The organism is Agarivorans sp. Z349TD_8 (assembly GCF_050870825.2).
Taxonomy (GTDB): domain Bacteria; phylum Pseudomonadota; class Gammaproteobacteria; order Enterobacterales; family Celerinatantimonadaceae; genus Agarivorans.
Genome location: NZ_CP194037.2, coordinates 811,382 through 830,305, shown reverse-complemented (window position 1 = coordinate 830,305; position 18,924 = coordinate 811,382). Strand labels below are relative to the sequence as shown.

Genomic DNA, 18,924 nt, shown 5'->3' with positions numbered 1-18,924 from the left:
ATATAATTTGCCGACTCTTAATGATCCAATGACAGATTGACTACAATCTATTATGATTTTTCTTAACTAAGTCTTAATCTAAAGTTAAAGCTGAGATAGACTAACATTTATTCGCAATATGTTAGCTGTTTAAGCCATATTGTTTAACTCCTAGAATTAATTTAACTCACTCCCGATAAACTTCGCACATCCAAGGCGAATAGAGGAAAGGCGAAATGAAGCTGAAAATGAAATCATTGATATTAGCTTGTACTTTTGGCTCGATAGCTTATCAAGCTCAAGCTGACGACTTATTGCAAATTTATCAATTAGCTCAAGAAAAAGATCCCGTCATCTTGCAAAGTAAATCGCAGCGTGACATCGCCTTTGAGAAAATAACTCAAACCCGAGCATCGCTACTCCCGCAAATCGGTTTTTCAGCGGGGGCAAAATATACCAATTCCGATAACAGCAGTATCGACAGTATCACCAATACCAATGCATCGGTAGGTTTAAGCCAGTCACTCTATTCCAGAACCAACTGGACCAGTTTAAGCATTTCAGAAAAAGATGCGACTCGGGTCGATGCCTTGTATGCCAACGATGTGCAAAATCTGATTATTCGAGTGAGCACCGCTTACTTTAACGTATTACGCGCCATCGATAATGTTAGTTTTGTACAAGCAAACAAGGCTGCTGTCGCTCGTCAACTAGAGCAAACTAAACAACGGTTTAATGTTGGCTTAACTGCGATTACCGACGTTCATGAAGCACAAGCCGAATATGACCGAACGCTTGCCGAAGAAATTCAAGCCAGTAATACCTTATCAAATAGTTACGAAGCCTTGCGCGAGTTAACTGGTTTAGAACATCGCCAACTCAATATTTTAAATACCGAACGCTTCGATCCCGCCGAACTAAATCAAAGCGCAAAGCACTGGTTAGAGCTTGCCAGCGATAAGAACCTTCAGTTGAACGCTCAGCGGATTGCCAAAGAAGTCTCTCAAGAGCAAATTAAATTGGCTCAAAGTGGTCATGCGCCAACCTTAGATTTAACCGCAGGTATTGGTTACGACAACAATAAATACGGGAATAGTATGACCGACAATGCTCAAGGTGGCAGTGCGAATTCGGGCAATATCGGTCTTGAATTCAACTGGCCTATCTACCAAGGTGGCAGTATTGACTCTCAGGTTAAACAAGCTCAATTTAGTTACATTGCAGCGTCTCAAGCCTTAGAGCAAACCTATCGTTCAGTACAAAGCACTGTAAACTCGGTGGTCAACAATGTCAGTGCGAGTATCGGCTCGGTAAAAGCCTTCGAGCAAACGGTTGTCTCATCTCAAAGCGCTCTGGAAGCCACCGAAGCAGGTTTTGAAGTGGGTACTCGAACCATCGTTGACGTACAAGATGCAACGCGTAATTTATACTCAGCAAAAAGTGATTTATCAAATGCTCGTTACGATTACATCTTAAATATGCTGTCGCTTAAACAAGCCGTAGGCACCCTAAATGAAGAAGACGTAGTATTGGTTAATTCCGGTTTAATGGCCGCTCAATAAATCCCCCAATGTCATGCATTCAATGTTAAAAACAGAGAGAATGCATGACCACGGAGAATTATTGGTTAATAAAAAAGGCGCCAGTGGCGCCTTTTTTAGACGATGATGCATACTAATCAATCTGATTCTGACGGATCGATTGAATAATCTCAGAGGTAGAGCAGCCCTCCTCAAAATTAAGCACTTTTACCTCGCCACCATTGGCAATCACTTCCTCACCACCCGCGATTTCCTCTGGTTTATAATCACCGCCTTTGACTAACAAATCCGGTAACAAACTAGCGATCAGCCGCTGTGGGGTATCTTCAGTAAAGTCAACCACCCAATCCACCGCCCCCAAACCAGCCAATACAGCCATCCGACGATCAACACTGTTCACAGGGCGTCCTTCACCTTTTAAGCGCTTCACTGAATGATCACTATTAACGGCAACGATTAAGCGATCACCTAAAGTACGAGCGTGATTAAGATAAGATACGTGACCAGCATGTAAAATATCAAAGCAGCCATTCGTCATCACAACCTTTTCACCACGACGATGGGCAGCGTCTAAAGCTTGTTTTAACTGCTGTTCATTCAACACCCCAAAACCGGTTTCCTGATGACCATATACTGCGTTGGCAAGTTCAATGGTCGACACCGTCGAGGTCCCTAACTTACCCACCACAATACCAGCGGCCACATTGGCTAAAGCGCAGGCATCTTCTAGGCTAGCACCCGCTGCAAGGGCACAGGCTAAAGTAGAAATAACCGTATCACCAGCACCCGTGACATCATAGACTTCTTGCGCTAAGGCGGCCAAATGCAAAGCATCTTGCCCCTTACGAATCAGGGTCATTCCGTGCTCACTGCGCGTCACCAGCAAGGCTTGCAAATCTAATTCATCAATTAATTGAAGACCTTTTTGAACGATCTCTACCTCATCTTTACAAGCACCAACCACTGTTTCAAATTCAGAGAAGTTAGGCGTAAGCAGCGTTGCGCCGCGATATTTATCAAAGGCACTGCCCTTAGGATCGACTAAAACCGGCACCTTCGCTTCACGCGCTAAGCCGATTAAATCACCAACCCGATTCAATGCACCTTTATTGTAATCGGATAATATCACCACTTGATGCTGGTTGATCTGTTGGGTAAAACGATCACGCAAGTCTTGACTATCTACCTTATGAAAGCTCTCTTCAAAATCCAGACGGATCAACTGCTGATGACGGCTTAATACCCGCAATTTAGTAATCGTGGGATAATCAGCAAATTTACTGAACTGACAACTCACTCCCACTGCGGCTAGCTGGTTTTCTAAGGCATGGCATGCCTCATCGTCACCACTCATGCCGAGTAAAGTTGAACTGGCACCCAAAGCGACCGCGTTTAAGGCGACATTCGCTGCACCACCAGGGCGCTCTTCAATTTGCTCAACTTTCACCACTGGAACTGGTGCCTCTGGAGATATTCGTCCAGTAGGTCCTTGCCAATATCGGTCTAACATCACGTCACCAACAACTAGCACCTTAGCTTGAGAAAACTCAGGGAGGGTTATTCGCATTACTCACTCTCATCGAAAATAAATTGCGAACAGTTTATCATAGTTAAAAATCTGGTCTGCGGCATAATTACCAGAATTCGGGTAAACTTGACTCACCAACTGAAGCAAAAAGAAAAACATGGCTGAAATATCTCCCCCCACACTCAACGCTGGCTCCTTTCACCCCCGAAATTGGGGGGCTTGGTTGTTAATTAGTTTCATGCTTGGTATTAGCCTGCTGCCCCATCGCCTGCAACATTACTTAGGCTTGGCGATTGGCCGCCTAGGAAAAAGACTACTCAAATCACGAGTGCATATCGCACGTCGAAACTTGCACATTTGTTTCCCAGAAAAATCTGCGGTGCAGCGTGAGCAATTGCTTGAACAATGCTTCACACATCTCGGACACTCGGTAGTTGACACCGCGAATGCTTGGTTTTGGCCCAAATGGCGCTTTGCCAAGCATCTTCATTTTGAAGGTTTGGAACATTTAGAACAGGTGAGACAAAAACCAGGCGGCATTCTGCTGTTAAGTGCTCACTTCTGGACTTTAGAAAGCCATGCCAGAGCCTTTGGAGTCATTGATCCTGGTGTTGGTATCTATCGTCCGAATAAAAACCAAGTCTACGAGTATTTCCAATACCATGGACGAACCAGAGCCAATAAGTACCTGGTCGACCGAACCGATGTGCGAGGCATGATAAAAGCTTTAAAAAATGGGAATGCGGTTTGGTACGCCCCCGACCATGATTACGGAACCCACGCGGCTGTATTTGTGCCTTTTTTTGCTCAGCCAAACGCTGCTACCATTACCGGAACAGCCACCCTCGCTCGAGTCAAAAACGTACAGTTACTGATGAGTTACGCACTTCGAAACGCAGATGGTTCTATCACCTTGGTGATAGAACCCGCTATCGAAAATTATCCCGCTGGTGACACTAAAGCCGATGCGCGCACGATTAATCAGGCCATAGAAAAAGCCATTTTACGCGCTCCCGAGCAGTACATGTGGATCCATCGTCGCTTTAAATCGCGCCCAGAGGGCGAACCCAGCGTCTACTAATCTACCTTTGGTGCTTGAGCGGCAAATAATTGTCGCCAGGTATCACAAACAACGCTCAGATCGAGGGTGAACTGAGCCTTTTCGACCAGCCGCGGTAATTCTTGTAAGGATTGACGATGCCCCTCGTCACGGATCTCTAAATAACAACGAGTCAAGCCCTGTGCCTGCTGTTTGTCTAAGATCCCCAGCTGCGCGCAGCTTTCAAAAATCCGGACATTATCACTCCATCGACTCAGCTCAGGACAGCGATCGGTATACTGTAATACCAAATACTGCGCAATAAACTCAATATCAACCATCCCCCCAGCCGACTGCTTCAAATCGAATAAATCACTAGTTTCTCTACTCAAATGCTGGCGCATTTTATGCCGCATCTCCACCACTTGGTTGATGAGTTCTGTAGGTTCACGTTTGATCGACAAAATTTGATGGCGAACCTGTTCAAAACGTTGCCCTAAGTCACGATCACCATAAACCACTCGGGCTCGCACTAAGGCTTGGTGCTCCCAAGTCCAGGCTTCTTTCAGTTGATACTGCTCAAACGCATCGATCGCCGATACCAACAAACCCGAAGCCCCCGATGGACGCAGACGCATATCGAGCTCATACAATACGCCAGAGGCGGTGCGGGTATTAAACAAGTGCATAATGCGTTGCGCTAATTTGAGATAAAACTGCTTACTATCGATTTGCTTCGGACCAGTGGTGTAGGTAGAGCTGTCACTGTTATGTAAAAAAACCAAATCTAGATCGGAGCTATAGCCAGTTTCGATGCCACCGATCTTGCCGTAGCCCACAACCGCAAAACCGCGTTGCTGTTGCTCAAGGTGTTCCGGATAGCCATGGCGCTCCACAATTTGCGCCCAAGCATGTTCAACCACCGCATTTACAATTACTTCTGCAACCGCTGTTAAGTGATCACTTACTTTCATCAACGGTAGCGCACCGGCGATATCCGCGGCGGTGATCCGCAACTGTTGTATTTGCTTGAACTGACGTAAGGCCTCCATTTGCTGTTCCATGTCATCGGCTGGGATCCGCAACATAAACTCGCGTAGCTGCTGGGCGTAGCTATCGGCACTGACCGGATTATATAACAACGCGGGATCAAGCAATTCATCCAGCAAGATCGGAAAGCTTGCCAACTTCTCGGCCAACATCGCGCTGCCAGCACACAAGCGCAACAGCTGATGCAAAGAGCCTGGATTTTCGGCTAATAATTCTAGATAAGCAGTACGGGACAAGATCCGCTCTAACAACACCATGACTCGGGGTAATACTAAGTTGGTTTTCGGATGCTCAAACAACTGTTGTAACAAGCTAGGCATCATCCGCTCTAAAGTTTGTCGGCCCCGTTGACCAATTTGCCGATGCTCCACTGCATGCATAAAGTGATACATAGTTTCCACGCGTTGCTGCTGCTCCGCTTCAGCGCAAACATGTTTAGCCATGAGCGAGGCAAGCGCTTCGCGATCAGCACCACAATGCCACAGATCTTCGTAATCTTGGCTAGCTTGATGCTCATTACATTGTTCATCGCCAATGGCGCTTTGGAAACAGCCATTCACCTCGGCTAATAAAGCTTGTAGTTGCTGATAAAAATCAACCCAGGATGCTTCCCCCATCACCCATGCGATCCGCTGTTGATCAAGCTCGCTATCCGGCAGAGTCTGGGTTTGTTTATCATCAATTTGCTGTAAGATATTTTCTACCTGACGCAGATACAGATAATGCTTGGTAAGCAATTGCGTCTGCTCAAGACTCAACTCGCCGTACTCACTGAGTAAGCTCAAAGCCTTGAGCAATGAGCGCGTTTGTAGGACTGGTTCTCTTCCGCCACGGATCAATTGAAAAGTTTGCGCAATAAACTCAATCTCACGGATCCCTCCTGAGCCTAGTTTGATGTTATCACGTAAGCCCTTACGTCGAATTTCCGAGTTAATCATCGCCTTCATCGAGCGCAATGCTTGGATCGCACTAAAATCTATATAACGACGATACACATAAGGTTTTAGCATGGCTTGAATGGCTTGGTCATAACGCAAATCTTGGTTAATCACCCGCGCTTTCACCATCGCATAGCGTTCCCAATCACGACCATGATGCTGATAGTAATCTTCAAAGGCGGCATAGCTTACCGCCAAGGGGCCCGACTCACCAAAAGGACGCAGCCGCATATCCACGCGAAATACAAAACCGTCAACAGTCGGTTGATCGATTAGTTGAATTAGACGCTGGCCCATACGAATAAAAAATTGCTGATTAGCAATGCTTCGCCGCCCACCTTGAGTTTCGCCATTTTCTGGAAAACAAAAAATCAAATCGATATCAGAGGAGAAGTTAAGCTCGCGTCCCCCTAACTTGCCCATGCCTATCACCACCAAGGCTTGAGCATTGCCAGCGCTATCCATCGGCGTCCCAGATTCAGCACAACAACGCGAATATAGCCATTGATTCGCACAGTCAACACAGCTGTCGGCCAGTGCCGATACTTGAGCAAAGCTGTCGGTAACCGCTTGACCTTGGGTTAAATCTCGCCAGGCGATCAACACCATTTGCTGGCGACGAAACCGCCGTAATACTTTCTTGGCAGCATCATCATTTTGTTGTTCGGCTAATTGAGCAGTCAGTTGCTCACGTAGCTGCGTCTCTGTTAACACCTGGCTTAGCAGCTGCTGTTGCCAAATATCGAGCAGCAAAGAAGGCTGAGCAATACAACTATCGGCAATAAAGTCACTCACCGCGAAGGCCTGTTGCGACTGTTGCTGCTGGTACTCGCTGAGTTCAGTGTTTAGTCTGGGTTCCAAGGCGACCACTCGCTCCCATGACTGGGCAGCGAAAGATAAAAGTTGTTGTTGCAGAGGGAGAGCAATTGACATAGTTAGCAGCACCACAGCTGAGAAATTAAATGAATCTGAACATGAAAACTATTGAAGTTCAAGCATCCACTAGCCGATATTCAGGCGCCACCCCTACACTCCAAATATGCCTTATTTATCACAAAACTGTTTGATATATCAGTATTTACCCCGCAATACTGAAAATCTTTAAAACTCAGGTATAGTGCTTATATATCGCTCAGTACTCGCTGCAGGATGCGCTGATGAAAACCAATATAAACGCCTTCGACTTGGTCATGATGTTACTGTCCATTATCGCCATTGGCATTGTCAGTAGTTTGTATTTTTATCCTAGTGATTCACAACTACACGCGTTGTTAGTCACTTTGGATACCTTAATCTGCTGTGTTTTCATCACCCACTTTTTTAGTCGCATGTTACGTAGCCATACACCAATGCACTACCTAAGCCACCATTGGATCGACTTATTTGCCAGTATTCCATTGATTGAACCGCTGCGTTTCCTGCGGTTTATTCATGCGGTGAAGCTAATTAAAGCCATCTCGGTACAGCAACACTTGTTTAAAAGACTCAAACATAGAAGAGTTGAAGCAACTTTAGCCGCCATATTACTGGTCCTCCTGATCATTGTGTTACTTGGTTCGATTGGCATCTTAATCGCCGAAGGGAGTGAGTCTGGCGGACAAATTCACAGCTCTGGAGAAGCTCTTTGGTGGGCAATTGTTACCATTTCTACGGTCGGTTATGGTGACTTTGTGCCAGTCACTGACGCCGGACGAGTCATCGCTAGTGTGATGATTTTAACTGGTGTCGGTTTTTTTGGTGCCATCTCCGGTTTAATGTCGGCCATGCTATTACGTGATGAAACCGCCAAAGAAACTGAGCTCGTGCGTTTTATGCAACAGCATCATGCCAATCAAAAAACCATGCAGCAACAACTACAACAAATCGAGCAACAGTTACACCAGCTACAGCAAAAGCAACATCCCAAAGACTAATCGAGCAATGATGGTGAGCAATAACAGGGTACCAGCCAGCGATGATCTGAGTTCAAATAACTCCTTTCCAAAGCTTAATTTATTCGGAAGAACTCAAACTCACCCGAGCGTGCAACCATAGATTCGCCAACGCTTCATAAATTGCAGTATCCGCCTTGGCAATATTACTGAACTTCGGGATAAAGGCTCGCCAACTGAGTGGCGCTTGCCAGTTACGCACCTGATAATAACTTGGTGCGGCAGTCACTTTTAACCCTTGCTGCTGAAATAACCACATCGCTCTTGGCATATGCGCAGCTTGTGTCACCAGTACGATGTTTTTTCCACGATAGCTACCTGCCACCGTTTGCGCTTCTGCTGCCGTATTTAAGTTATGGTAGCTACGTAACAGATGTGAGTCCGGGACACCTAAGGATATCGCCAATTTGGCCAACATATCGGCATGCTCCACGCCACTGGCTTCTACATCCCCGCCCGAGAGCAATATTTGACTCTCTGGATGCTGTCTCCATAAGCGAATAGCCTCCACCAGCTTTACCGTAGCGCAGGGTAAAACTTGGCTAGAGAGTGGTTGTGTTTTATCCACGTAATGCAAACAACCCAAGACCACAATCAGGTCCGTATCGGCGGGTAATACATGCATCGCCGGATATTGAGTTTCAAAAAACCGTAGCATTTTACCGCTCAACGGACCAAGACTGAAAACCAGCGCCAACAACAAGGAAATAAAAACTAAACTTTTTGCCAGGTAAGCTCGGCCAAGTAACCAACAGATCGCCGCCAACAACAATAATAGCCATAGCAAAGTGCTAGGTATAAACAGACTGATCAATAACTTACTAAACAAAAAGCTACTCACCGAAACTACCAATAAACCGTTTGTTGCAAGGCTTGTTGGCGAGAGAACGTTAAAGCATCTAATAGCGATTGTTCTTTTCGGCTGACCCATTTTTCGATCGTTTGCTGTAACTCCGGCTCCAAATCATCAAACAGGGCCCGCAAGGGTTTATACAAACTCAACTCTTCAATCCCCGACAAAATATCCATCCATGGCAATCGAAATTCTTGTCGAGAGCTCTCATCAAATAATTCCCCAACACAGATCCCCACCAGCAAATTCCGTCTTAATTTGGTGGCTTGCTTAATGTACACATCGGCATCCACTTCAGGTAATGCGAGATCAGAGTTGCGCAAATGAGTCCAACTGGTCGCTAACAATTGTTGAGCGACTTGGCGAATATCTAAGGCTTGCACCGTTGGGCTATTTTGCCATTCTGCCAAATACAACCAACGAGTGATTTTTAACATCAAACGACAATAGCGCGGGCTGTGCATTAACTGGTGGATTTGTTCCACTTGGGGTAAGGCATTTTGTTGCTGTTGTAAGGACTTTAACAGGGAGCGCTGCTGAGGCAGCTTTTTAATTAAAACACCGCGTTCTGCGGTCAGTCTCGATAAACTATGGGCCTGATTAAGCCAGCTAAACTGTTGGCGTAACCAACGCAGCTCACTCAACCAAGGACAAGCAACCAAGTCTAACTCACTAAACATCTTACAAGCCTGAACCAACATTTGGACGCCCATCGACACCTGTTCTAAGGCCTCAAGCTGGGGATTATCTAAAAACAGCTGTTCATGATACTGCCAATGCCCTAAGGCCGTAGAAAAGATACGAGTCAAACACTCGGCACCGTGGGGGGCATCACTCAACTTAACCGGAAGTAAATGTTTAAGCGCTTCGCGATGACCCGCGGCTAACCGATAACCACGCTTCGCTTTGCTTATATTAGCTAAACGTAAACCGTCAATCTCGGCGATATCACTAGCCAATTCAAATAACTGAGTCACATCACCTTTGACTAATTCCAATTCAATTTCGCAAATCGCTTCCCGTTCGGTATTAGCAATTAACCAACCTTGATCAAAGGCCACCTCAACTAAGGTATCGTTGGCCAAGTCGAGTAACCATGTTTGCCGGTCAAAAACGGTACTAAATAAGGGGACTAATTGTTGTTCGATTTGTGCTAAATCTGCATCTTGTGGCCATTCAATTTGATTAAACAACGCCAATTGCGGCTGTTTAGTCGGCACCAGCGAATTATACTCTGGTCGTTGATGTAAACCGCCAACCACCACCCCATCGGTTTTTAAGGTTTGCACATCTGCCCCATCACCGCTGCGAATTCGGAGCCCCATGCCCCAACGCATTAGTTGGCGATCTGAAGTATCAAAATAGATACTGGTTAGCGGCTTTATTTCCGTTTGCAGCACACTATAATGACACAGCTGTTCGAACAACGCTGAGGCACAATGAGGTGCCGCTAACAGCTTGATTTCAATTTCATTGTTCATGGTTTATCCATGCTTGCTGACGCAGCGCCCGGCTCTCCTGTTGGGATTTTGAACAAATTTTTTTGATTTATCTCAATTAAAACGTACTAAAATTGCAGATAAAAGCTTGCAACTAAGCTAGTCTACGTTACCATGCGCCTCGCAAAAAATATATCCTTTGCATAGCTAATTGGAACAGAGATTATGTCTGGAAATACAATTCTTGGTTTGTTTGCTAAATCGCCAATTAAACCATTACAAGAACATATCAATGTAGTACATGAGTGTTGTGAAGGTTTAGTACCTTTTTTCGACGCTGTACTAAAAAAAGATTGGAAAACTGCCGCTAAGCGTCGCGTAATCATCTCTGAATTAGAGAAAGAAGCGGATCGAATGAAACGAGATATTCGATTAAATCTTACCGGTGGACTTTTCATGCCAATTGAACGTTCCGACGTTCTCGAACTGTTGACTCATCAGGACAGAATAGCCAACAAAGCAAAAGATATTTCAGGCCGTATGCTTGGGCGAAAAATGGAGTTACCACCGAAGCTGGCGGAAATGTTCATGGAGTATCTGCAACGCTGTTTAGATGCCACCGCGATGGCTAAAGCGGTGATTAATGAATTAGAAGACTTACTCGAAACCGGTTTTAAAGGCCGTGAAGTCAATGTCGTGAAAGACATGGTTGAGAAACTCGATCTCATCGAAGACGAAACCGACGGACAACAGCGCAAAATCCGTAGAAAACTACAAAAATTAGAGAAAAAACTCGATCCCATCGACGCAATGTTCCTCTACTTCATCATTGAAGCCATTGGCGAACTCGCCGATCAGGCACAACGTGTTGGCGCACGTTTAGAACTGATGATCTATCGCTAAAAAATAAGAAATCACTTAGGTAACTCCAATGGAAATTCTTGCAACTTACGGCACCACGCTGGTTATCATCGCGGCTGTCTTCGGCTTTGTGATGGCTTGGGGTATTGGCGCGAATGATGTCGCCAACGCCATGGGCACATCGGTCGGCTCTAACGCTATCACGATTAAGCAAGCAATCATCATCGCGATGATTTTCGAATTCGCCGGTGCTTATTTGGCTGGCGGCGCGGTCACCAACACGGTTCGTAAAGGGATCATTGATTCAGGAGCTTTCACCCAAACACCAGAGTTACTGGTATTTGGCATGATTGCCGCGTTATTGGCGGCAGGAACCTGGCTATTAATCGCCTCCTATAACGGATGGCCTGTTTCTACCACCCACTCTATCATTGGCGCCATCGTTGGTTTTGCCGCGGTGGGCGTAGGTACCGAGGCCGTAGAATGGGGCAAAGTATCCAGCATTGTCGGCAGCTGGATTATTACCCCTGCAATATCCGGCATAGTCGCCTATTTCATTTTTATGAGCGCACAAAAGCTCATCTTTGAGAATGAAAACCCACTGGCAGCAGCCAAACGCTACGTGCCCGGCTACATGTTCTTAGCTGGGTTTATGATGGCCTTAGTGACCATCAAGAAAGGATTAAAGCACGTCGGCTTGGAAATGAGTTCGACCGAAGGCTACCTCTGGGCAATCGCCGTTGGTTTAGTGATTGCAATCGTCGGTAAGTACATCATTACCCGTCTGAAAATCGACCCCAAGGCCGACCGTCAAATGCACTACACCAACGTAGAGAGAGTATTTGCGGTACTAATGGTTATTACGGCTTGCTGCATGGCGTTTGCCCATGGCTCAAATGATGTGGCAAATGCAATTGGACCATTGGCCGCAGTGGTGAGCGTCGTTCACAACAACGGGGAAATCACAGGCAAGGCGGCACTCGCTTGGTGGATCCTACCGCTTGGTGGCTTGGGTATTGTTGCTGGTTTAGCCTTATTTGGTCACCGCGTAATCGCGACAATTGGTAAGGGTATTACCGAGCTCACACCAAGTCGTGGTTTTGCTGCCGAACTCGCAGCAGCGACTACCGTGGTGATTGCTTCGGGTACAGGTTTGCCCATTTCAACAACCCAAACACTAGTTGGCGCGGTGTTGGGTGTCGGTATGGCGCGTGGTATTGCCGCACTTAATTTAGGCGTGGTGCGTAACATTGTCGTCTCGTGGGTGATCACCCTGCCAGCGGGCGCTTTGTTGTCCATCGTGTTCTACTATATTTTATTGGGTATTTTTGGCTAATTAACCTTAATCAAGCTAACTTTTACTCACAATAACAACGTTGTTGGTTGAGACTGACAACGTTGTTTCGTACACTAACGGCGAATACAATCAAATCCGAAGAGATATGCCGTGATCCTCAGAAACTTATCCGCAGCTTTTTTATTGCTCGCCCTCACTTCGCCAGCCATCGCTCAAACTCGTTATATATCGGATGACTTGTTCATTTTCATGCATTCCGGGCCTAGCAATCAATTTCGAATTTTAGGTAGCGTAAACGCCGGCACTAAAATTAACCAAATTGGCTACGATGCAGAACATAAATACGCCAAAGTCGTCCTCGACAATGGTCGTGAAGGTTGGGTTGACTCCAAATACCTAAACTCGAAACCTGGTCTTGCATACCAATTGGAACAAATTAAAGCGCAGCTCAAACTTAGCGAAAGCAAGTTCAAGCAGCAGCTGGAAAGCAGTGAAAGCAATTCTGCTGGACAACTTATCAAGCTCGAATCTCAGCAACAACAAATCGAGCAATTACAGTTAACCAACGACCAACTGAATGAGCAACTCAGTCAAATCAGCAAACAAAACATTAATCTTCAAGCTGAACTTGACGCCATTGACGAAGCGGTGCAGATGCAATGGTTTATGCGTGGCGCGGGCGTTGCCGGTATCGGTCTAATTTTAGGTTTATTATTGCCGATGATCCCTCGTCGCAAAAAACGAGACCAACAATGGATGTAGGTTTAACCATTAAAAAGGGCGCTTAAAGCGCCCTTTTTGATTTAAACAACTCAGTGCATTGTTATTTCACTAATTAAACTCATCGGTTTATCGATGAGCGCCGAAAACTTAGGTTTATCCGCAAACCATCGACCAAAACTTATCCCCAGTCGACCAAGGCTTTTAAACGGCAAAGATTTCCGGCCACCCGCAGTACAATGTCGTTGAGGCGGATAGCAACCAGCTCAATACGATTGGTCAGTAAATCGCCTTCAAACAACTGTTGCTCATTCAAGGTCACATGACGCCGAGCCGGATCGGATGAAAAGACATGAGATTTAAAAGTAATCGCCGGCACCAAGGCTTGTAACTCGGGTGACAGTTCCGCCAGTAGCGGCGCATCATCATAAACCGCGGTTGACTGCTGCTCTTGCCAGTTCAAGGACTCTGTCGCTTGAACCGCTTGCGCAAAGCGCTGTTCCAAACTGAGATCAGACTTTAAATTTGTCGGCTGAGCGGGCTTATGCTCGGTCGAAGCCGTTGGCGACGATTCAACAACCGGCTTAAAATCCTTATCTTCTTGAGCAATTAACCGTTTGCTAGTGTTAGCGATTAAGTCGGCATACTGCGCCTGACGCATCGCCAATAAGTCGACTCGCTCTAAATCTTTGAAATCGGGCAAGGGATTTAATTCAAAAGGCGCCAGCCGAGGCTTCTGTGGCTCCGCAAATACTGGTGCTGGTACTGGTGCTGGTGCTGGCGCGGCCACATCCGCCACGATAGGCGGAGCGCTGCCAGACCGAGGAACAACTTGTAGCTTTTGCCACCACCACAAGCCAGCAAACAGCAAAACAAGCGTCAACAAGACACAAAATAATACGAACCATAAGCGATTGTTGGGCGACCTTGGGACTAACGCCGCCATTGCGCCTTGTTGACTACGGCGTTGCGCCGCCAAGATACTAGACACTAATTCAACTCCTGCAAACGTGGTTGATCAACATATATCTGTTGATTCAAATGTAACAGTGTAAATACACCGGCAATGCCATCCGCGGTGAGATGATTCTGACGCTGATATTGTTTCACTTGCTGACTCAGTTGGCGATCATATTTGAAGATCTGCCGTGACCGCTTGCCTTGAATTAGCGATAGGCTCTGTTCTAACCAATGCACAGCTTCCCCCTGACTGCCCAGCTTTAATACGCCATCAAAGCCTTTCGGTTGCTGCCACAGGACCTGAAACTCACCATTCCAGCGTTGCTGCAACCAAGCTTGATCCACCATCATAGAACGCTCTCCCAACCATAATTCAAGTTGTGGCCCCCAATGTCGCAGCACAGCATAAAAAGGCTCACCTTGGTCTTCTAGCTTTAACACCGCAGGTAAATTAACTTCACGTAACATCTGCTCCCCGCCATTAAGAGACAAACAATATAAATCAACGCTTGTAATCAAGTCACAACTGGCTTGAGAGGCTGGCGCATCATAACCCCACGCGCGTAATAGCAGCTGCCATGCACGGGGCGGTAAACGGCTACTACTGCGTAGCTGTTGCCATTCGTCTGCTTGTTGCTCCGCGGCAGTGACACTGGGCGCCACAACAGCAGCGACAGGCACACTCAACTGCGGTTCAACAAGAGCCCGTTGTTGGGGAAGCGAGTCCGCGATAACAGAGCCAAGCATTGGCCAATGTTGATACACATAACCCGCCCCTAACAATACAACACCTAACATCGCACCACTGAACAAGTAAGCAAGATTTAGCTGTCGAGGCGGTTCATTTAAGGCTACTTCTTCAATCGCTTGCCTTAAAGCAGCTTTATCCACCTGTAGCTTATTGCCAGCATAGGCGGCCAACAGCGCGCGATCACAAAGCAAATTAATCACCCGAGGGATCCCTTCTGCGGCCTTAAATACCTGCTTCACTACAACATCAGAAAACAAAGGCCGCTCACAACCCGCCACCTGTAAACGATGCATGATATAGGCTTTAACTTCATTCACCGTTAATGGCAACAAGTGATAACGAGCAGTGATCCGTTGCGCCAATTGGCGTAAAATTGGCTGCTTTAATTTTTGCTGTAACTCCGGCTGACCAATCAATACCACCCGCAATAACTTACGGGTATCGGTCTCAAAGTTGGTTAATAAACGAAGCTGTTCTAATACCGCTACCGAAAGATGCTGAGCTTCATCGATCAACAGCATGGTATTCCCACCAGCAGCATGGTTTTCTAACAAACGCTGACGGATCGCGTCTCCTAACTGTTTAACACTCATCTTATCGCTGTCGTAAGGGATGCTCAGCTCGTCACATACCGTCGCCAATAGCTCTATTTCTGTGAGTGTGGGATTGAGTACAAAAGCAACTTTGGTTGTTGCGGGTAGTTGTTTTAGTAAAGCACGCGACACCGTGGTTTTACCGGTACCAACTTCACCAGTGAGTAGCACAAATCCCCCCGTTTCGCCTAAACCAAAACTCAGATGAGCTAAGGCCTCTTTATGCCGTTCACTCATAAATAAAAATTCAGGATTTGGCGCTATCGAAAAAGGAGTCTCCTTTAAACCAAAATAATCCAAGTACATTAAATCGCTATCCTTTCACCGACCATGGCCTACCGATGTTTTCACTCGGTGGCAATCCAAGCCCAATTGAGCGTTGATAGGTGTATAATACCCTCGCGCAAGCCGTTTGTGCATAGAGAATAACAAGGAGTGATAAGTGGAAACCTATTTGGTAGGAGGAGCAGTCAGAGATAAACTACTCGGCTTGAAGGTGAAAGACCGCGACCATGTGGTTGTCGGTGCCTCTCCAGACCTAATGCTTCAACTCGGCTATACCCAAGTTGGCAAGGATTTCCCCGTATTTATTCATCCGCACTCCCGTGAAGAATATGCCTTAGCACGCACCGAACGCAAACAAGGAAAGGGTTATACTGGCTTTAGCTGCGATGCAAGCCCTACCGTCAGTTTAGAAAACGATTTATTACGTCGTGATTTAACCATTAACGCCATCGCCATGAGTGAAGACGGCAAGCTCATCGACCCCTATGGGGGTCAGGCCGATCTGCAAGCAAAGCAATTGCGTCATGTTTCTCCAGCTTTTGTTGAAGATCCACTTCGGGTACTCCGGGTCGCTCGCTTCGCCGCACGTTTACACCCCTTAGGGTTTAGCGTGGCAGAATCTACCATGAGCCTAATGCGTGAAATAGCCCATTCCGGAGAGTTATCCAGTTTAACCCCAGAGCGGATCTGGAAAGAGCTCGAAAAAGCCCTCGCCTGCGAAGCGCCTCAGGTGTTCTTCGAAGTTTTAAAACAAGCCGATGCCTTAAACCTATTATTTCCAGAACTAGCAGCTTTATTCGGCGTACCAGCTCGCCCCGAGTGGCATCCAGAAATTGACTCTGGCATTCATACGCTCATGGTTCTCGAACAGAGTGCACGACTCGGATATCACAACGAAGTACGCTTTGCCTGTTTATGTCACGACTATGGGAAAGCACTCACGCCAGCAGAAACTCTACCCTCTCACCCAGGACATGGGCCGAAAGGACTAAAACTAATTAAGCAGTTTTGCCAACGCCTCAAGGTGCCCAATCACTACCGAGACCTTGCTTTTCTGGTGGCCGAATATCACATCACCATTCACAGCGCTTTAGAGTTACGCCCAGAAACAGTGCTAAAATTATTTGACCGCTGCGATGCTTGGCGCAAACCAGAACGCTTTCGGCAAATATTGGAAGCGGGTGTCGCCGATATTAAAGGTCGCTTGGGTTTTGAAGACTACCCTTACCCAGCCTACGACTATCTGTTGCACCAGCTCGAAACCGCTAATAGCGTCGACGTACAAGCCATCGTTCAAGCTGGCTATCAGGGCGCAGCCATTCGCGAGCAATTACAAACACAGCGAATTGCGCTGATTAAACAACAAAAACAAGCGTACTTAGACGGACCAGCGCAATCAGACGAGAATTAATCTGCGTCCAACTGCCCTAAAATGTGCGCTTTTCGATCTAAGACCAGGCCAAGAAAGCAAACAAGCCCACGCCAAGTATCATCCGGTAAATCACGAAGGGTTTCATGCCGACCCGATTCACCCACTTAATGAAAAAGTGAATACATGAATAGGCGCTAACAAAGGCCACTAAAATCCCCAACGACATCGCCGACCAATCAATCGCCACAGGAGTCTCGACCATGTCTTTTGCCATGAGTGTGCAAGCACCAATAATCACAGGGATCGACATCAGAAAAGAAAAACGAGCGGCGGCTTCACGGCTTAGACCTAACATTAGACCCGCAGTGATGGTAATGCCGCTACGTGAGGTACCAGGAATAATCGCAATGGCTTGAGCAACACCAACAAACAAGGCTTGTTTCCAACCGATATGGTATTCATTTTTAATTAATTTCGCCTGCGAATCGGCCCACCATAACAAAGCGCCAAAAATCAGGGTGGTACTGGCAATCACGTAAGCTGATCGTGAATACTCTTCAATCAGCGACTTAAACAGGCCGCCAAAAATAATCGCAGGAATAGTCGCTAAAATAATTAACCAAGCAAGTATCGCTTCGGGGCTACGTTTACCAGTAAAAGAAGCCAGCCAGGCGCCTAACATCGCCCAAACTTCTTTACGAAAGTAGCCCAATACTGCAAACAAGCTGCCGACATGTACCGCAACATCGAAGGCGATGCCTTGATCGGCCCAGCCCAAAATTTGTGAGGGCAAAATCAAATGAGCGGAGCTAGAAATCGGTAAAAATTCTGTTAAACCCTGGATCAACGCCAACATAATGGTTTCAAAGGGACTCATTTACGCTTCCTTATCTAAAAACTAAAGGTCTAAAGTGTCAACTCGAGTCAGCACTTGACGACTATGATCAAAATCTTGCCATAGTTGTATGAAAGTTTGGTTTACCGTAGGGTGCAGCATTGAACCAGCAATATCCGCAAGAGGCTTTAATACAAAGGCACTCTTGGTTATTTCGGCTCTGGGTAGTTTACAAGGCGTGTCTACCACTAGTTGGTTATATAACAGAATATCGATATCGAGGGTTCGTGACGAGTACTTTTGTGCATCCATGGCGCGACCATGTTCAAACTCAATCCGTTTTATTGCCTCAAATACGGCCTGTAAAGACAAGGGACTAGAAAATTTTGCCACTAAATTATAAAAAGCCGGACCATTGAAACCAAGGGCTGCACTTTCATACACCGGGCTTAACTGCAACTCACCAAATCGCTCTTTTAGAGCAAGTACACCTGCACGAATATAATATTCACGCTCAATATTACTGCCTATACCCACAAAAATATTGGCCATTATTGAGCATAACCTTCTCGGCTACGCTCAATTTGCACCCCGACACTACTAGCAAAAGGCACTGCACCTGGCTTATTAATGGTGACTTTAAGCCAAGGCACTGCATATTGCTGGATCAGCAAATCGGCTACTTTTTCGGCGACGGTTTCCACCAATTCGTGGGCTTCGCCTCCCACTAAATTGCTCACAGCTTGACTCACCGATGCATAATCTAAGGCTAAGCTTAAGTCATCACCAGCCGCCGCAGGACGGTTATCCCAAGCCATTTCCAAATCAATCAGTAACTTCTGTTTAATTTGTTTTTCCCACTCATAGGCACCAATGGTTGCCAATACCGTGAGCTGTTTAATAAATACTTTATCCATTATTTTATGCTGCTGTGCTGTAAACGTGCTAATTA

The 18,924-nt window shown here is 46.4% G+C and carries 16 protein-coding genes; 7 read left to right on the top strand and 9 right to left on the bottom strand.

The features are described 5' to 3' along the window. Positions 1 to 215: 215 nt before the first annotated feature. Entirely contained in the window at positions 216 to 1,541 is a 1,326-nt protein-coding gene (gene tolC, locus ACRRS1_RS03645; protein ID WP_432454514.1) for an outer membrane channel protein TolC, read from the top strand. A 112-nt stretch (positions 1,542 to 1,653) separates the two neighbouring features. Here the strand turns inward: tolC and hldE are convergent, their stop codons facing one another. Continuing rightward, entirely contained in the window at positions 1,654 to 3,087 is a 1,434-nt protein-coding gene (gene hldE, locus ACRRS1_RS03640) for a bifunctional D-glycero-beta-D-manno-heptose-7-phosphate kinase/D-glycero-beta-D-manno-heptose 1-phosphate adenylyltransferase HldE (protein WP_432460932.1), read from the bottom strand. 118 nt (positions 3,088 to 3,205) lie between these two features. Between hldE and lpxL the strand changes: the two genes are divergently transcribed. Further along, a complete protein-coding gene (lpxL, locus tag ACRRS1_RS03635; RefSeq protein ID WP_432468375.1) occupies positions 3,206 to 4,129 on the top strand; it encodes an LpxL/LpxP family Kdo(2)-lipid IV(A) lauroyl/palmitoleoyl acyltransferase in 924 nt (307 codons plus the stop codon). Here the strand turns inward: lpxL and glnE are convergent. After that, the gene (gene glnE / locus ACRRS1_RS03630; protein WP_432468376.1) at positions 4,126 to 7,008 is read right to left on the bottom strand and encodes a bifunctional [glutamate--ammonia ligase]-adenylyl-L-tyrosine phosphorylase/[glutamate--ammonia-ligase] adenylyltransferase; all 2,883 of its coding nucleotides are present in this window, start codon (positions 7,006 to 7,008) and stop codon (positions 4,126 to 4,128) included. The genes lpxL and glnE overlap by 4 nt on opposite strands. 224 nt (positions 7,009 to 7,232) lie before the next feature. On the opposite strand from glnE, the gene ACRRS1_RS03625 reads away from it, so the two are divergent. Beyond that, positions 7,233 to 7,988, top strand: a complete 756-nt coding sequence (locus tag ACRRS1_RS03625) for a potassium channel family protein (RefSeq protein ID WP_432468378.1) — start codon at positions 7,233 to 7,235, stop codon at positions 7,986 to 7,988. A 79-nt stretch (positions 7,989 to 8,067) separates the two neighbouring features. Here the strand turns inward: ACRRS1_RS03625 and ACRRS1_RS03620 are convergent, their stop codons facing one another. Together ACRRS1_RS03620 and ACRRS1_RS03615 are read right to left on the bottom strand one after the other, a co-directional pair. Continuing rightward, complete coding sequence (locus ACRRS1_RS03620; protein ID WP_432468379.1) at positions 8,068 to 8,847, bottom strand: YdcF family protein; 780 nt, start codon at positions 8,845 to 8,847, stop codon at positions 8,068 to 8,070. A gap of 5 nt (positions 8,848 to 8,852) precedes the next feature. Beyond that, a complete protein-coding gene (locus ACRRS1_RS03615; protein WP_432468380.1) occupies positions 8,853 to 10,340 on the bottom strand; it encodes a CYTH domain-containing protein in 1,488 nt (495 codons plus the stop codon). A gap of 183 nt (positions 10,341 to 10,523) precedes the next feature. Between ACRRS1_RS03615 and ACRRS1_RS03610 the strand changes: the two genes are divergently transcribed. From ACRRS1_RS03610 to ACRRS1_RS03600, 3 genes are all read left to right on the top strand, one after another. After that, positions 10,524 to 11,201, top strand: coding sequence for a TIGR00153 family protein (locus tag ACRRS1_RS03610; RefSeq protein ID WP_432454521.1), 678 nt, complete (start codon positions 10,524 to 10,526; stop codon positions 11,199 to 11,201). A 28-nt stretch (positions 11,202 to 11,229) separates the two neighbouring features. After that, on the top strand, positions 11,230 to 12,495 hold the full coding sequence (locus ACRRS1_RS03605; protein WP_432460926.1) for an inorganic phosphate transporter: 1,266 nt from the start codon (positions 11,230 to 11,232) through the stop codon (positions 12,493 to 12,495). 111 nt (positions 12,496 to 12,606) lie between these two features. Continuing rightward, positions 12,607 to 13,218 carry a TIGR04211 family SH3 domain-containing protein gene (locus ACRRS1_RS03600; protein WP_432454523.1) on the top strand — a complete coding sequence of 204 codons (612 nt, stop codon included), beginning with the start codon at positions 12,607 to 12,609 and terminating at the stop codon, positions 13,216 to 13,218. Between the two features lie 139 nt (positions 13,219 to 13,357). Here the strand turns inward: ACRRS1_RS03600 and ACRRS1_RS03595 are convergent, their stop codons facing one another. Together ACRRS1_RS03595 and ACRRS1_RS03590 are read right to left on the bottom strand one after the other, a co-directional pair. After that, the gene (locus ACRRS1_RS03595) at positions 13,358 to 14,167 is read right to left on the bottom strand and encodes a general secretion pathway protein GspB (RefSeq protein ID WP_432468382.1); all 810 of its coding nucleotides are present in this window, start codon (positions 14,165 to 14,167) and stop codon (positions 13,358 to 13,360) included. After that, entirely contained in the window at positions 14,167 to 15,786 is a 1,620-nt protein-coding gene (locus ACRRS1_RS03590) for an AAA family ATPase (RefSeq protein WP_432454525.1), read from the bottom strand. The genes ACRRS1_RS03595 and ACRRS1_RS03590 overlap by 1 nt, the downstream gene beginning before the upstream one ends. 136 nt (positions 15,787 to 15,922) lie before the next feature. On the opposite strand from ACRRS1_RS03590, the gene ACRRS1_RS03585 reads away from it, so the two are divergent. Then, positions 15,923 to 17,176 carry a multifunctional CCA addition/repair protein gene (locus ACRRS1_RS03585; protein WP_432468384.1) on the top strand — a complete coding sequence of 418 codons (1,254 nt, stop codon included), beginning with the start codon at positions 15,923 to 15,925 and terminating at the stop codon, positions 17,174 to 17,176. A 37-nt stretch (positions 17,177 to 17,213) separates the two neighbouring features. Here ACRRS1_RS03585 and ACRRS1_RS03580 read toward each other — a convergent pair whose 3' ends face one another. Genes ACRRS1_RS03580 through folB form a run of 3 tightly spaced genes read right to left on the bottom strand, consistent with a single transcriptional unit; the run spans position 17,214 to position 18,889 of the window. After that, positions 17,214 to 18,014, bottom strand: coding sequence for an undecaprenyl-diphosphate phosphatase (locus ACRRS1_RS03580; protein WP_432454527.1), 801 nt, complete (start codon positions 18,012 to 18,014; stop codon positions 17,214 to 17,216). A gap of 21 nt (positions 18,015 to 18,035) precedes the next feature. Further along, positions 18,036 to 18,524 carry a 2-amino-4-hydroxy-6-hydroxymethyldihydropteridine diphosphokinase gene (gene folK / locus ACRRS1_RS03575; protein WP_432454528.1) on the bottom strand — a complete coding sequence of 163 codons (489 nt, stop codon included), beginning with the start codon at positions 18,522 to 18,524 and terminating at the stop codon, positions 18,036 to 18,038. Beyond that, positions 18,524 to 18,889 carry a dihydroneopterin aldolase gene (folB, locus tag ACRRS1_RS03570; RefSeq protein WP_432454529.1) on the bottom strand — a complete coding sequence of 122 codons (366 nt, stop codon included), beginning with the start codon at positions 18,887 to 18,889 and terminating at the stop codon, positions 18,524 to 18,526. The genes folK and folB overlap by 1 nt, the downstream gene beginning before the upstream one ends. Between the last annotated feature and the right edge of the window lie 35 nt (positions 18,890 to 18,924).

Excerpts from the sequence above, each read along its gene's own strand:
- tolC (WP_432454514.1), top strand. The coding sequence starts at position 216 with ATGAAGCTGAAAATGAAATCATTGATATTAGCTTGTACTTTTGGCTCG.
- hldE (WP_432460932.1), bottom strand. The coding sequence starts at position 3,087 with ATGCGAATAACCCTCCCTGAGTTTTCTCAAGCTAAGGTGCTAGTTGTT.
- lpxL (WP_432468375.1), top strand. The coding sequence starts at position 3,206 with ATGGCTGAAATATCTCCCCCCACACTCAACGCTGGCTCCTTTCACCCC.
- glnE (WP_432468376.1), bottom strand. The coding sequence starts at position 7,008 with ATGTCAATTGCTCTCCCTCTGCAACAACAACTTTTATCTTTCGCTGCC.
- ACRRS1_RS03625 (WP_432468378.1), top strand. The coding sequence starts at position 7,233 with ATGAAAACCAATATAAACGCCTTCGACTTGGTCATGATGTTACTGTCC.
- ACRRS1_RS03615 (WP_432468380.1), bottom strand. The coding sequence starts at position 10,340 with ATGAACAATGAAATTGAAATCAAGCTGTTAGCGGCACCTCATTGTGCC.
- ACRRS1_RS03610 (WP_432454521.1), top strand. The coding sequence starts at position 10,524 with ATGTCTGGAAATACAATTCTTGGTTTGTTTGCTAAATCGCCAATTAAA.
- ACRRS1_RS03605 (WP_432460926.1), top strand. The coding sequence starts at position 11,230 with ATGGAAATTCTTGCAACTTACGGCACCACGCTGGTTATCATCGCGGCT.
- ACRRS1_RS03590 (WP_432454525.1), bottom strand. The coding sequence starts at position 15,786 with ATGTACTTGGATTATTTTGGTTTAAAGGAGACTCCTTTTTCGATAGCG.
- ACRRS1_RS03580 (WP_432454527.1), bottom strand. The coding sequence starts at position 18,014 with ATGAGTCCCTTTGAAACCATTATGTTGGCGTTGATCCAGGGTTTAACA.
- folK (WP_432454528.1), bottom strand. The coding sequence starts at position 18,524 with ATGGCCAATATTTTTGTGGGTATAGGCAGTAATATTGAGCGTGAATAT.
- folB (WP_432454529.1), bottom strand. The coding sequence starts at position 18,889 with ATGGATAAAGTATTTATTAAACAGCTCACGGTATTGGCAACCATTGGT.